At 44.0% G+C, this 14,439-nt stretch carries 10 protein-coding genes; 6 read left to right on the plus strand and 4 right to left on the minus strand.

Annotated elements, in window-relative coordinates; translation table 11 throughout:
* Positions 1-69 precede the first annotated feature (69 nt).
* On the minus strand, positions 70-1,122 hold the full coding sequence (locus FQV37_RS09020) for a siderophore ABC transporter substrate-binding protein (protein WP_160022491.1): 1,053 nt from the start codon (positions 1,120-1,122) through the stop codon (positions 70-72).
* 765 nt (positions 1,123-1,887) lie between these two features.
* Here FQV37_RS09020 and FQV37_RS09025 point away from each other — a divergent pair.
* From FQV37_RS09025 to FQV37_RS09035, 3 genes are all read left to right on the plus strand, one after another.
* Positions 1,888-2,847: an energy transducer TonB gene (locus FQV37_RS09025; RefSeq protein WP_160022493.1), complete on the plus strand. Its 960-nt coding sequence runs from the start codon at positions 1,888-1,890 to the stop codon at positions 2,845-2,847.
* A 108-nt stretch (positions 2,848-2,955) separates the two neighbouring features.
* Complete coding sequence (locus FQV37_RS09030; protein WP_160022495.1) at positions 2,956-3,645, plus strand: MotA/TolQ/ExbB proton channel family protein; 690 nt, start codon at positions 2,956-2,958, stop codon at positions 3,643-3,645.
* Positions 3,646-3,786: 141 nt separating this feature from the next.
* A complete protein-coding gene (locus FQV37_RS09035; protein ID WP_160022497.1) occupies positions 3,787-4,188 on the plus strand; it encodes an ExbD/TolR family protein in 402 nt (133 codons plus the stop codon).
* Between the two features lie 225 nt (positions 4,189-4,413).
* On the opposite strand, the gene FQV37_RS09040 is transcribed toward FQV37_RS09035, so the two are convergent.
* Complete coding sequence (locus FQV37_RS09040; RefSeq protein WP_240990995.1) at positions 4,414-4,953, minus strand: DUF2799 domain-containing protein; 540 nt, start codon at positions 4,951-4,953, stop codon at positions 4,414-4,416.
* 357 nt (positions 4,954-5,310) lie between these two features.
* Here FQV37_RS09040 and FQV37_RS09045 point away from each other — a divergent pair, with 357 nt between their 5' ends.
* Both FQV37_RS09045 and topA read left to right on the plus strand, forming a co-directional pair.
* Complete coding sequence (locus FQV37_RS09045) at positions 5,311-5,907, plus strand: hypothetical protein (RefSeq protein WP_101205178.1); 597 nt, start codon at positions 5,311-5,313, stop codon at positions 5,905-5,907.
* A 283-nt stretch (positions 5,908-6,190) separates the two neighbouring features.
* Positions 6,191-8,857, plus strand: coding sequence for a type I DNA topoisomerase (gene topA / locus FQV37_RS09050; protein ID WP_160022499.1), 2,667 nt, complete (start codon positions 6,191-6,193; stop codon positions 8,855-8,857).
* Positions 8,858-9,082: 225 nt separating this feature from the next.
* Here topA and FQV37_RS09055 read toward each other — a convergent pair whose 3' ends face one another.
* Positions 9,083-9,640, minus strand: a complete 558-nt coding sequence (locus FQV37_RS09055; RefSeq protein ID WP_160022501.1) for a superoxide dismutase family protein — start codon at positions 9,638-9,640, stop codon at positions 9,083-9,085.
* A gap of 360 nt (positions 9,641-10,000) precedes the next feature.
* Positions 10,001-12,604 (minus strand): endopeptidase La, encoded by a 2,604-nt coding sequence (gene lon / locus FQV37_RS09060; protein WP_240990996.1) that lies wholly within the window; start codon positions 12,602-12,604, stop codon positions 10,001-10,003.
* A gap of 434 nt (positions 12,605-13,038) precedes the next feature.
* On the opposite strand from lon, the gene FQV37_RS09065 reads away from it, so the two are divergent.
* The gene (locus FQV37_RS09065; protein ID WP_101205176.1) at positions 13,039-14,400 is read left to right on the plus strand and encodes a Na+/H+ antiporter family protein; all 1,362 of its coding nucleotides are present in this window, start codon (positions 13,039-13,041) and stop codon (positions 14,398-14,400) included.
* Positions 14,401-14,439 lie beyond the last annotated feature (39 nt).

The following is a 14,439-nucleotide window of genomic DNA, read 5'->3' on the forward strand; positions in this document are numbered from 1 at the left end:
TTAAAAATGAGCAGGGTTAACGGTAATAATTACCTACTTGAGCAATAATATTTTTTATAAGCAACGACGTTATTTAGCGTTAGTAAAAGCATCTTTGATCGTCGTTAGATCCTGCATCCACTGGTAGTAACCGCCAAATGCTAAGTAAGAGTCTGGGCTCAAATAAACCACTTGCTGCTTGCTCCATGCGTTGCTTTGAGCAACTAGTGGATTGTCTAATACGGCCTTGGCACCAATACCGTCTTCACCAATTGCAGCACTACGGTCGATGACAAATAACCAATCTGGATTGGCTTTTTGGATATATTCAAACGATATCGGCTGACCATGAGGCGCATCGGCAATTTTGTCATCCGCCATTGGTACACCTAACACAGTGTGGATAAAACCATAGCGAGACTTGTCACCATAGGCTGACATTTTATTGCCATTGACCATCACGACTAGGCCAGAGCCTTTATTTTCTTTTGTTAGACTTTTGGTCTCAGTGATGAGTCCATCGATGTTCTGTTGTAGCTTAGCGGCTTGATCGCTTTTACCAAACAGCGCACCTAGATCATGCATGCGCTGCTTGCTTGATTCGTAAATGTTAGCTGTATCAATACTCATGTCCAATGTTGGCGCGATACTTGACAGCTCGTCGTATTTTTCTGCCATGCGTGAACCGACCAAAATAGCTTGCGGCTGCATTGCATTCAACGCTTCAAGATCTGGCTCAAACACAGTACCTACCGATTTTGGATCAGGTTGCGTCTCTGAGTGTAGATTCTTTAGTAATAGACCACCAGGCATACCATCGACCGCCACATCTAGCGCGGCCAAGTCTTGCATCAACGTCATGTCATAGACGACAAGTGGCGATGGGTTCATAGCCAGCTCAACATCACCTTTTACAGTATTGACCATGATTTTCTCAGCAGATACAGCGTCGTTATTAGCAACGTTCTGTGATTCATCAGCCGTTGGGTTTTCAGTTTTGGCGTCTGCTGGCTCAGAGTCATTGGATTCAGGCGAGCTACATCCTGCCACTACCGTAGCTAATAACGCTGTCATGGCAGCAGTCAATAATGGACGTTTGAAAAAAGAGGCGGTAGATCTGCTAGATAATAAGGGTGTCGGCATAATGAACTCGGTCTATCAAAAAATGTTTAAGCAATTGTCTAAAATAATTGCAGATGAATGATGCTAAAAATATTAAGTCTGAACGATGCTTGAGATAAAAAGCATAAAATAAATAGTCTACTTAGTACCAATTACTAACTTTTTATACGAATAGTTTTTATAAAAATAGTTTGGGTAGACAGGACAAACGTTATAATAAAGTAGTTGAGACTCATTATCAATATAAATGATAATGGTTTTTATTAACAGTACTTGTTATATTAGGGCGTGTTGAACATTCGACCATGGCACTGACAGCGACTATTTTTTAGGCGATTCGATGTTAAAAATAATAAGTTTAGTCATTCTAAGCGCTTATTTTTAACGGTGAAGCGGCAAAAAAGAGTTCTGTCCCCTGCTTTTATCGTTGGGTCTGATGCTAAAATTGCCCCATACTGCGTTACAAATCTCGCTAAGGCATCTGCATTATCGTCGCTTTGTGCCTTGTCTGGAACAATTTTAGCGATCAGCAGTGCCTATTTGCGAATGTTCAACACGCCCTAAACGCAACGTATCATTTGATGTAAAGATAAGGTTCATAGTAGTGAAGTATAAAAGTAGGTAACGTTCATAGAAGTGAGCGAAGCGATAGGAAAAACTACTAAGCAATGTCACGTGTCAGGGATGTATTAAATAGAGAGAATATTGTAAATTATTATTGATAATAATTATCGTTTGCATTATTATCTACGCCATTCTACTCTGAGTAATAAACATTAGGCTGTTATGAGTTCAACGGATTTAGACGCGCCACCACTTAAGTCGTTATTGCTAGCTATTGTTGCAGTACTAGGACTCCACGTGCTTGCCGCAATTGCACTAGTGGCAATAAAAACGCCTGAACTCAAACCTGAGCCAAAAAAAGAGATGTCACCGCTTGAGATAAAGTTTGTGTCATTACCGGCAAAAACGGTTTCAACTGAAGTAGAAAAACAAACAGTCACAGCCAAAAAAGAAGTACAGCCTGAGGTGCAAGTTCAGCCAGCGCCGCAACCTGAACCAAAGCCTAAAGAACCGGTTAAACAACCAACAGAGACACCAGTAAAACCAAAAGAGCCTGTTGTAAAAAATGTAGAGCCGAAAGTGACGCCTGTGATAGCGTCAGAAAAGCCTCGTCCTGATACCAGTCAAAAAGTAGCCTCAAAAGAGCCGCTACCGAAACCAAAGGTTGATAACTCAGCAGCTGAAGCACAACGTCAAGCAGCTGCCCAAGCTGAATCAGAGCGACAAGCCAAAAAGTCTGAGCAAGAGGCACAAGCTAGGGCAGAGCAAGAAGCCAAAAGAGTCGCCGATGCCAAAGCTGCCGTTCAGGCGAAGGCTGCCGCAGAGGCCGCCGCTGCACAAGCAAGAGCTGAGGCAGAAGCAGCAGCTGCTTTAGCACAGAGTAATGAGCCTGTGAGCTTTACTGCCAGCTCAGCCAACTGGGCATCTGCGCCAAACTTTAGTTTCCCTGAGCGCGCCGCACGTAGAGCCCGTTCTGGTGATACGCTTAACGTTGTCTTGGTATTGCGAGTCAACAAGCAAGGCGGTATCGATAACGTGCGCGTTGCTCAATCATCAGGTAATCCGCTACTAGACAAAGAAGCCAGACGTCAAGTGCGATCTGGCAAATTCAAACCCTTTACTAAGAATGGCGTACCCGTGGTAGGTGATGTGACCCTACCGATCAGTTACGCGGTTCCTTGATAGCTCATACTTTATAACAACGTATTTATTAATCATTTTTCATTATAAAACTAAACATGGTATTTACCTCAGTATCATGTAATGGCATTACACATTAAGGAGTCTGACATGGACTTTATGCAATACTGGCAGATCAGCGACATGGTGACAAAAACGTTGTTCTTTTTGTTGCTTGCATTATCTATTCTCTCTTGGGTGACAGGTATCGTCCGCGTATTGCAAAGTCGCAAACTGGCGACCAATGTAGCAGATGATTTGAGTCAGCAATTACAAGCCAGGCAGTCTGACTTGGCTGGTGCTGATGCTGCCACATGCCGTTTGGTGACTGAGCAGACTTTGCTCAAGCATATCGGTCGCTATCGTTTTGCTAGTGAGCGCGGTCTGCCAATTCTTGGCACGACGGCAGCAATTGCACCGTTCATTGGCTTGTTTGGTACGGTATGGGGTATTTTCCATGCCTTGCACAACATCGGTGTGAGTGGTCAGGCAGGATTGGGGCAAGTTGCAGGGCCAGTCGGTGAAGCACTGATTATGACAGGTCTTGGTATTGCAGTAGCGATTCCAGCCGTGGTGTTTTACAACCTTGCAGTACGTATCAATCGCCGCATAATGTATCAAGCCAACGACAGAGCGCATGATTTATTGGCGCAATCAACGGGTCTTGTGGATACTACTAAGGTAACTGCGAGCAATCATGCTAGCGCCTCACAAGTGCACGCTGCAACAAGCAGTCGTTCAACGACGAGCGAGACTCAGCATACCAATAACTACAGTAATTCTGTGCCAAAGCAGCTATAGATAGTATTAATTCTACAGATACTGATTCTGTAAAGGCTAGGTCTGTAAGTGATAAGTCTATAAAGGCTCAAACCACAAGTCGAAAAACCGTCAAAAAGCGGCTTGGCTGTGTGAAAATAACCAAAAGCATTGAGAGTAACTATGGCATTTCAATTGGGTGATGATGACGTACGAAGCATGGATGAGATGAACCTTATTCCGCTTATCGATATCATGCTGGTATTGATGATTATATTTTTATTGACAGCGACCGTGTTGAATCCGACGGTGCCTTTAGATTTGCCAGAGACCAGTGCCGCGCTCAATGAAACGCCGCCAGAAGCGATTCAAGTCAGTATTGATGAAGATGCGGGGATATTCTGGGATAGTGATCCAATCAGCATGGAAGAGTTGGAGACACGCTTGCAGCAACAAGGCGCGACTGGTAAGAATCCAGCGGTACAGTTACGTGCAGATAAAGAAGGTAAGTACGATACGGTCGCTCAAGTCTTGGCAGCGGCAAGTAATGCTGGACTGACCAAAATCGCCTTTGTGAATGAGTAGCTTAGTAGCTAGACATTGAATAACTTAAGCAATGAATAGTTTAAGCACTGTGAGTTAGTGTTAGTAGCTCTGACTTTATATTAGAAAACTGGCTAGATAAATCAATAGCCCGACCAGTAAGACAACCAGCACCGCTATAATAAAAACAATTAAAATAATAAAATTTTCTCCGACCTCAGTGACGACTTAAACCTCAAATTAAGTCGTTAGTGAGGTTTTCTTTTTTTACCAGCCATAGCCAAATGGACGATAGCCGTAACCGAAACCTGCATGTCTGTAGTCAAATGGGTAAGGTGAGCGTAAGTAGTCGAGATCGCGCTGACGGATATAGTAGTAGCGCCCTTGAGAGTAAGCTTCTTCTAACTTCTCAATACCTTCTAACGGACAGACAGGTTGCCAGTCATAGCCTTCGCGACCGAGTTTATAAGCATTTAGCTCGGTACAGTAGTTTTTGAGACCCTGTTGACGGCCTTGCTCCCATTGGATACGGTTAGGACTAGCACCGCCTATACTAGCGCAGCTATTGGTATAGTGACCGAAGTAGGCACCTGAACGCCCTTGCGAGCCATCAGCGTAGCCAACTTCTTGCCAGTTACTGCTTTGACATTGCTGCGGCGTTAGGCTCTGAGTCGTGGCACAGCCTGATAATGTCAGTACGACCGCGCCAAGTAGCGATAGACTCATGCCTGTTTTGCTAATGACTCTACTCATCAGCTTGCGAGCGTGATAAGCGCCCGATGAGTTTGACTCAATAAGATAATTCATAATAAACCTGCGCGCGTTTAAAATTATGGTTTATCATAGCACTTTTTTGCGCTGACCACTTTTCGTATCTGGTTTTTATAGCGTACTGTGCTCGGTAAGTTTATATACGCTAAATAATTGATTTAATAGCGTAACTTGCTAAATTGTCATATGCTTTAAAAGCACCTGTTGTACCGCGATTGGACGACAACGCTTGATTTTTAATGGTTCGTGCTCATTATAAGCCCTTATATATCGTTGTTTATTATCCTGCTAATCGCAAATCTATATGTACTATGTATAAATAACGGTTCATTAGCGATATTTACCTATATCTCTATTAGTATCTTTTTCATTTAGTCAAAAGGCCAGACCATCATGGGAACATTGATTGGCGTTATCATTGTACTATTCGTATTAGGGAGTATGATGGCGCTCAAACCGAACGGTATCGATCAGCGTTTGGATAAGCTGCGTATGACCGCGCGTCGTTTACAGCTCAATCCAAAACTTGTTTCGTGCCCTGATTGGATCAAAGGTCGTGATAATGAGTATGGCCGCGGTATGCTTGGACAGTACTGCCTGATATTTGAAGACACTAAACTGCCGCATACTCGTTATCAAGTGATTGATGGACAGTGGCGACCAGACAGCAGTTTTGTTGATACCAGTACAGATGATAAAACGCTTACTATTCCCAGTGCGATTCGTTCTAGTCAAATCAGCAATAATCCAGTAGTCAAAAAAACTGATTTTAGCTTGGATCAAGTGCCGTTAGAGCTACCAGTAAGTATCGAGCCGTTTGTTAAAGGTCTATTGACCAAGGCAAATAGCATTATTATTTATTGGGAAGATATTGCTTATGTACGTCCAGCATCTAATCCTACGTATCATCAAAAACGGATCGAAGCGGACTTATTAGTGCTCAAAGAAAACCTTGAGAAGTGGGCGCTACAGATGCAAAAACAAGCATAAACCTAGTAAAGCGTTTTTTCGTCTCCATTAAAGGGCAATATGCAAGCGGTTTGTCATATTCAAATTATTTAAAGTTGACAGTTTAACGCTTAGCAGTGTAACGTCTTTATAACTATATCTTTATTTTATGGTTATTATTTGTTTTATAACCTTTTTTATCAGCAGCGATTATTACTATAAATAGCTGAACCATGGTCAAACCATGAGTATTAGCTTCCATAAATTGCCGTGCTGCTGAATTTAACCTTACTTTTAATTTACTTATATTATGGTGTCGTCAAACATGGCAAAAACCACAACCAAAAAAAGTCCAGCACCAGCTGCGGACAGCCCAAAGGGTAAGTCTTTGGTGATTGTAGAATCGCCAGCCAAGGCAAAAACGATTAATAAATACCTTGGTGATGACTTTATCGTACGCTCAAGTATCGGTCACGTCCGTGATTTGCCGGTCAGTGCGAGCAAAAGCGCAAAGAAAGCAACAACCGCTAAAAAAGATGACAGTCTGACCAAAGAAGAGAAAGCGCAGCAAGCACTGGTACGCCGCATGGGTGTAGATCCAGAGCATGATTGGGCGGCAGTCTATGAAGTACTGCCAAACAAAACCAAAGTCATTAAAGAGCTTAAAGCATTGGCCAAAGACGCTGACAAAATCTATCTAGCAACGGATATGGATAGAGAAGGGGAAGCAATTGCTTGGCATCTAAAAGAAGTCATCGGTGGCCCTGATAGTAAGTATCAACGTGTGGTCTTTAACGAGATTACCAAGTCAGCTATTCAAAGTGCGTTTAAGCAGCCTTCGAAATTAGACATTGACCGCGTGAACGCGCAGCAAGCGCGTCGGTTCTTGGACCGTGTTGTCGGCTTTATGGTATCGCCACTATTATGGCAAAAAATAGCCCGAGGGCTGTCGGCAGGTCGTGTACAGTCAGTCGCTATGCGCTTGGTCGTTGAGCGTGAGCATGAAATTCGCGCGTTCATTCCAGAAGAGTACTGGCAAATCCATGCGGATACGCACATTGCTAATGGTAAAGCCAAAAAAACCTCAGACGCTGAGCAAATCGGTATACGTTTAGAGGCGACCAAACAAGGTGGAAAAACCTTAAAGCTTGGTAATAAAGAGCAGACCGATAAAGTTCTAGAAGTGCTCAAAGCAAGCGACTTTATCGTCAAAGAGCGTGAAGAGAAACCAACGCAATCACGTCCAAGCGCACCGTTTATTACTTCGACCTTGCAACAGGCTGCTAGCACGCGCTTAGGATTCTCTGTTAAGAAAACCATGATCTTAGCGCAGCGTCTATATGAAGCGGGTCATATTACTTATATGCGTACCGATTCGACGTTCTTATCAGGTGATGCGCTTGCTGCTGTCCGTGGTCATATCGAAGACAGCTATGGCGCAAAATACGTGCCAGAGAAACCAAACTTCTATGGTAACAAGCAAGGTGCACAAGAGGCGCATGAAGCGATTCGTCCTTCTAATGTCAATATGAAGTCAACACAGCTCAAAGGTGTTGAGCGTGATGCGATACGTCTATACGAGCTAATCTGGCGTCAGTTTGTGGCGTGTCAGATGTTACCTGCCAAATATCTATCAGTGAACCTGTTTGTAGGCGCAGATGATATCGAGTTAAAAGCCCGTGGCCGTACCATGGTGTTTGATGGCTATACAAGAGTCATGCCACCAGCCAAGACTGACGACACCTTACTGCCTGATGTCAAAAAAGGCGATAAGTTAAACCTAGATAAGCTCGATCCGAGTCAGCACTTTACTAAGCCTGCGCCTCGCTATACTGAAGCCAGCCTAGTAAAAGAGCTTGAGAAAAAAGGCATCGGTCGTCCATCGACGTATGCCTCAATTATCTCGACTATTCAAGATCGTGGTTATGTGAAGCTTGAGAATAAGCGTCTGTTTGCCGAAAAAATGGGTGATATCGTCACCGATAGATTGACGGCTAGCTTCCCAGATTTAATGGATTACACCTTCACTGCTGCGTTAGAGGACAAGCTCGATCATGTGGCAGAAGGTGATCAAGATTGGAAAGATGTGCTTGATAATTTCTATGGTGAGTTTAAAACCACTCTAGAGCGTGCCAAAGAAAAAGACGGTATGCGTCCAAACGATCCGACTGACGTGCCAGATGTCCATTGTGATATCTGTGATCGTCCAATGCAGCTGCGCACAGGGTCAACAGGTGTATTCTTGGGCTGTACGGGCTATAACTTGCCACCAAAAGAGCGCTGTAAAGGTACCAGAAATCTAATGCCAGTCGAAGCATTTGCCAATCTAGATGATGCGGAAGGTGATGACGAAGCGGCAGAAGTTAAAGATTTGATGGAGAAAAAACGCTGTCCGAAATGTGGCACGGCGATGAATGGTTACATCGTGGACGGTGGCCTCAAACTACACATTTGCGGTAACAACCCTGATTGCGATGGTTATATCCTAGAAGAAGGTAAGTTTGAAGTTCCTGGCTCAGATGCACCAACCATTGACTGTAATAAGTGCGATGGGCAGATGGAGCTTAAAACAGGACGCTTTGGTCCGTACTTTGCTTGCCAGAACTGTGATAACACGCGCAAAGTACTAAAAACAGGCGAAGCAGCGCCGCCGCGTATGGATCCAATCCATCTGCCAGAGTTAAAGTCGACCAAGCATGATGATTATTTCATTTTGCGTGAAGGGGCAGCTGGGATGTTCTTAGCCGCGTCTAAGTTTCCAAAAGTGCGTGAGACACGTCCGCCGAAGCTGGCTGAGCTACGAGAAATCAAAGATAAAATGGAAGATAAGTTCCAGTATCTGTTTGCAGGACCAGATGAGGATCCTGAAGGCAACCCAACCATATTGCGCTGGTCACGTAAGAAAAAAGAGCAGTATATCGGCTCTGAGAAAAACGGTAAGGCCACACGTTGGGGTGTGTACTGGCGTAAAGGTGAATGGGTAGAGGAGTAATTATTAGGTAAATCCAATATAGTGCTTTTATAGCGTCAGACTCATTTAATGTACTATAGGTACAATTTACATTTGTCTTTCTTGTATTGGCTTCAACAAACCTAATAGTTACTTCCAATAAAAAACCCTCTTATAATTTAAGAGGGTTTTTTTGTGCTTATAATATTTGTTTTAAGCTATTTCTACGTTTGCAAACCTAGCTTAAGTTCATAGGTTTGGACAGCATTAGTTTTTTACAATGATACCGCAACCGATACGATCGCCTGCATTACCTGAAGGTTGACTGGTATAGTCGTCAACGCCAGCATGTACGATAAAGGCCAAACGATTTACGCTGTATTTGCCTGCTTCAGTCGCTGCGATTTTCTTGTTCACATAGTTAATAGTAGCAACACCGTCTTCATTGGCAGTTAAGTTTGGTAAGTCACCAGCATGACCATTCATATCATCTGGATTAGAGTGTGGCTTGTTGTCTGGGTTGAAGTGACCGCCTGCTGCTTTACCCATAACGTCACAGCTGCCTGTTTCGTGGATATGTAATGAGACAGTTCTACCTGGCTGTAGGTTAGTAAGTTTACCATAAACTTGGACGCCGCCATCGACTGGACGTAAGAAAACTTGACCAACTTCTTTCTTCTCACCATCTACTGTTTGTATGGTTGATTTTAGAGTCGGCTGTGCTAAAGGATTACCCGTTTGCATTTGACTTTCTACGGTTTGGCAACCAGTCATTGCTAACGCTGAACCGCATAATAGGGTACTTACAAGTAATGTCTTATTCATTATTATCTCCAATTGTTTGAGTTGTTATTTTTAATCTTCATTAAAGTCACGAATATCTATCGTTATCGTTCTATAAAATCGGTGTCAATATTCGTTAACATCGGAGTCAGTATAGCCAAGCTAACTCTATAGTTATTCATCAAATGCGCAACAATCAGTTAATAAATGTAAGTAACGTATGGGTTTGAAAAACGAACTAAGATAAATGATTTTCAAAATTAAATGGCTTTAAATGCGTGAGAAACCTACTAAGAAGGCTATGAACTGCAAGCAAATGAATAACAAACAGGTATAAAAAAGCCGCTCACCATAGTGATGAGCGGCTTCTTAATCTATAGGACGAGTTTAATAAAGGTTCAATTAATTGTGCAGTGCTTTACCAGAGGTTTTATCAACGGTCACTTTGGCAGGTTTGATTGGCGTTGGCATACTGACCAAAGCAACCTTTAAGATTTCTTCAATCGTCGCGACTGGCTGAATGGTTAGGCCTTCTTTCACGTTATCAGGGATATCAGCCAGATCACGCTCATTGGTCGCTGGAATCAAGACGTGCTTGATACCGCCACGATGTGCCGCCAGCAACTTCTCTTTGAGACCGCCGATACGTAGGATCTTACCGCGTAAAGTAATCTCACCTGTCATCGCAATATCTGGACGGATAGCGATACCTGTCAATGCAGAGACGAGCGCGGTCGTCAGTGCACCACCAGCAGATGGGCCATCTTTTGGCGTGGCACCTTCTGGCATATGGACATGAACGTCTGTTGTTTTAAACGTCTCGTAATCAATGCCTAAGCTATCTCCGCGAGCACGAACCACGCTCATGGCTGCGCGAATCGACTCTTTCATCACATCGCCTAATGAACCAGTAAAGCTAAGCTCGCCTTTACCTTTCATGCCGACCGCTTCGATAGTCAGTAGTTCACCACCGACTTGAGTCCATGCAAGACCAGTAATACGACCAATCTCAGGTTTTTCTTCAGCCAGACCGTAGTCATACTGATGTACACCTAGATAGTCATCGATGTTCTTGTCATCGACTGTCACTAGCTGACGTTCTGCTTTTTTCGGAGCGCGCGCACCATGAGTTTCAACCGAACCGCGAACCACTTTGCGGCAGATCTTATTCACTTCACGTTCAAGGTTACGCACACCTGCTTCACGCGTATAACTACGCACGATGCTGTGCAATGCGGCTTCAACAATCTGAATTTCGCCTTCTTTGAGACCGTTTTGCTTAATCGCTTTTGGCACTAGGTATTTCTGTGCGATATTGACCTTTTCTTCTTCGGTATAACCCGGCAGACGAATGACTTCCATACGGTCAAGCAGCGCAGGCGGAATATCCATGCTGTTGGCAGTACAGATAAACATCACTTGTGACAAATCTAAGTCCATATCTAAATAATGGTCGTTGAACGTATCGTTCTGTGATGGATCCAATACTTCAAGCAACGCTGATGCTGGATCACCGCGGAAGTCTTGCGCCATCTTATCGATTTCATCCAATAAAAACAGCGGGTTTTTGACTTCTACTTTTGCAAGAGACTGAACGATTTTACCTGGCATCGCACCGATATAGGTACGGCGATGACCACGAATCTCTGCTTCATCACGTACGCCGCCAAGCGCCATACGTACAAACTTACGACCCGTGGCACGGGCGATAGATTCACCCAACGAGGTTTTACCGACACCTGGAGGACCGACGAGACATAGAATCGGACCACGAAGTTTCTTCACGCGTGATTGCACGGCGAGGTACTCTAAGATGCGGTCTTTTACATCTTGTAGACCATAATGATCTTCGTCTAATACTGTTTTGGCTTTGTCTAAATTGATCGAGACTTTGGTCGTCGCATTCCACGGCGTGTCCAAAATCCATTCAATATAGTTGCGTACCACTGATGATTCACTTGACGCAGGTGGCATCATTTTGAGCTTTTTGAACTCTTGCTCAGCTTTTTTGCGCACGTCTTCTGGCAAGTCAGCATCTTCTAAGCGCTGCTCTAGCTCAGCCACATCATCTTCACCATCGAACGCGCCGTCATTCATATCTGACAGCTCATTTTTGATGGCTTTCATCTTTTCATTCAAGAAGTATTCGCGCTGATTGTCTTCCATTTGCTGACGGACAGCATCTTGGATATCTTGTTCGATATTTTGCTCAGCACTTTGCTTGACTAGATATTCAGTCAAAGTATTGATATGCGTTTTGATATCGTCTTCTTCTAGGAAAGACTGTTTGATATCAAGGTCCATCGACACACGAGTTGAGATGAAATAAACCAACTCAAGCAAGTCGTCGATACGCTTAGCCACACGAGTCAGCTCACGTGCATTGCGAAGTCGCGCATCTGCATAGCTTTCGAATAATGTGGTTAACGCTTGAATGGTATTTTTCTGTTGGCTCTCATCCATGCTGACATCGAGGTCGGCACGTTCAAATCTCGCCATTAATAAATCATCATGACCTTCTATATTGTCAACACGAGCGCGGTATTGACCTTCGATCAATACTTTAATGCAGTTCTCATCGCTGTCATGTGGCATGGTGCTGACGATGCGGCACACCGTACCGTACTGATACAAGTTATCTTGGTCAATATCTTCGGTCAGTGAGTCTTTTTGCGCGACGACCAGTACTTTGTTGCCATACTCAGATTGTGCCAACTCAACCGCTTTCACCGATGGTGCGCGTCCCACAAACAATGCAATCTGCATATGTGGATAGACGACAACGTCGCGTAATGCTAGCAGTGGCAGATAGCTTTCATCTTCATTGTCTTTGACAGTGTTGGATGAGGCATTTAACGCATCCGTAGATGCGCTTTCTGTCTCATTGTTCGCATCAGCACTGATGTTAGCGTCAGTGTCAGTATTTGCATCAGACGTCGTGTCAGTGTTAAGGGCAGATGATACATCGATGTCGATGTTGTCTTTATCAATATTATGTTCACTCATATGTTTTTCCTCGTTCCCCAGACTTGTAAAGTCAAGTTCGTGGTTCATGTTTAGATAAATGGTGCTCACGAAAAAAATTGCAAGGCTGATTGGTGAAGTCGTCTGCTTATCTTTGTTAAATAGTTATCTGAGCGTCCAGTTATTAATGCAATTAATGTGGGTAACGATGTGTCGTCAATAGTGTGACTGGTATATGAGTGATAAAAATAGTTAGAAATTATAGAAGAGGGTTTAGATGTATAGGTGATATTTGGCTACCCGTGATGATGTTTAATCGGTTCTATGCGTAGGCTTTATAAGCAAAATAAGGTAAACTGGCGCGCGTCTAAAATAGGCTCTCATATTGAGACGTTTTAGACAACAGGGCGATATTCATTAGTTTCAATATTCATAGGTCTCAATACGACCAAAGTATAAAGAACAAGGGGCAACACATGGCCATCAATGCGGTATTGCTAGCAGTTATTATTATGCTAGGACTGTCACTTTCGCGAGTGCACGTGGTGCTCAGTTTATTAATCGGCGCGCTGGCAGGTGGACTGCTAGCCGGTCTCGGCATTACTGATACGCTCAATGCTTTTCAAGAAGGCATCCGTAATGGCGCAGAGATTGCGCTGTCGTATGCACTGCTTGGGGCGTTTGCGGTAGCGATTGCTCATTCGGGCTTGCCGCAATCGTTGGCAGGCGCGGTCATCAAGCGTATTGATGCTGCTGGCACGAGTGGCATGATTAAGTACATGCTGTTTGCAGGCCTCATTACCATGAGCTGCTTTAGCCAAAACTTAATCCCTATTCATATTGCCTTTATTCCGCTACTGGTACCGCCACTATTGTTAGCATTCAATCGCATGCAGATTGATAGACGCCTGATTGCTTGTCTGATTACGTTTGGACTGGTCACCACCTATATGTTTATTCCTTATGGCTTTGGTGATATCTATCTCAATCAGATTATGCTAAAAAACGTGGGTGAAGCGGGCATTGATGTCGCCAATATTTCTGTGGTGCAAGCCATGGCGATTCCTGCGTTAGGCATGCTAATTGGTTTGCTGGTTGCCGTATTTATCAGCTACCGTAAGCCACGCGCATATCAACAGATTGCAATAGATCAGCAAGCACATGATGCTGTAGTAGAAGGTGATGCATTAAGCAAAACTGCCGCTGGTGCACAGTCGCAAAGCAAGCTAAAGACACTGGTTGCACTGGCAGCTATCGTGACTGCTTTTGTGGTGCAGTTATATACTGATTCGCTACTACTTGGCTCAATGTTTGGCTTCGGTGTGTTTATGGCCACCGGCGTGGTGAAGTGGCGTGATGCTGACGGCGTCTTTAATGACGGTATCAAACTGATGGCGATGATTGGCTTTATTATGATTACCGCGCAAGGCTTTGCTGAAGTAATGAAAGCGACTGAGCAGATTCAGCCATTGGTCGATGGAGCAGCGTCACTATTCGCTGGTAATAAAGCGATGGCGGCATTTATCATGCTATTGATTGGTTTGATTGTGACCATGGGTATCGGTTCTTCATTTTCGACCATTCCTATTTTGGCCGCGATTTATGTACCGCTATGTATCTCTTTAGGGTTTTCACCACTCGCGACCGTGGCGATTATCGGTACGGCTGGTGCGCTAGGTGATGCGGGTTCGCCTGCGTCAGATTCGACATTGGGGCCAACCTCTGGTCTAAATATCGATGGTCAACATGATCATATTAAAGACAGTGTGATACCGACATTCTTACATTATAATATTCCGCTACTCGCATTTGGTTGGATTGCGGCGATGGTGTTGTAGGTGATTTGGTCAGCCCTTTAAATCAATCCAAGTACCCAA

Origin of the sequence: Psychrobacter nivimaris, assembly GCF_009812035.1 — a bacterium.
GTDB classification, from domain to species: domain Bacteria; phylum Pseudomonadota; class Gammaproteobacteria; order Pseudomonadales; family Moraxellaceae; genus Psychrobacter; species Psychrobacter nivimaris.

Bases quoted from the DNA above. Each gene is read 5' to 3' on its own strand.
- FQV37_RS09055 (WP_160022501.1), bottom strand. From the start codon at position 9,640: ATGAATAAGACATTACTTGTAAGTACCCTATTATGCGGTTCAGCGTTA.
- FQV37_RS09020 (WP_160022491.1), bottom strand. From the start codon at position 1,122: ATGCCGACACCCTTATTATCTAGCAGATCTACCGCCTCTTTTTTCAAA.
- FQV37_RS09065 (WP_101205176.1), top strand. From the start codon at position 13,039: ATGGCCATCAATGCGGTATTGCTAGCAGTTATTATTATGCTAGGACTG.
- topA (WP_160022499.1), top strand. From the start codon at position 6,191: ATGGCAAAAACCACAACCAAAAAAAGTCCAGCACCAGCTGCGGACAGC.
- FQV37_RS09045 (WP_101205178.1), top strand. From the start codon at position 5,311: ATGGGAACATTGATTGGCGTTATCATTGTACTATTCGTATTAGGGAGT.
- lon (WP_240990996.1), bottom strand. From the start codon at position 12,604: ATGAGTGAACATAATATTGATAAAGACAACATCGACATCGATGTATCA.
- FQV37_RS09040 (WP_240990995.1), bottom strand. From the start codon at position 4,953: ATGAATTATCTTATTGAGTCAAACTCATCGGGCGCTTATCACGCTCGC.
- FQV37_RS09025 (WP_160022493.1), top strand. From the start codon at position 1,888: ATGAGTTCAACGGATTTAGACGCGCCACCACTTAAGTCGTTATTGCTA.
- FQV37_RS09030 (WP_160022495.1), top strand. From the start codon at position 2,956: ATGGACTTTATGCAATACTGGCAGATCAGCGACATGGTGACAAAAACG.
- FQV37_RS09035 (WP_160022497.1), top strand. From the start codon at position 3,787: ATGGCATTTCAATTGGGTGATGATGACGTACGAAGCATGGATGAGATG.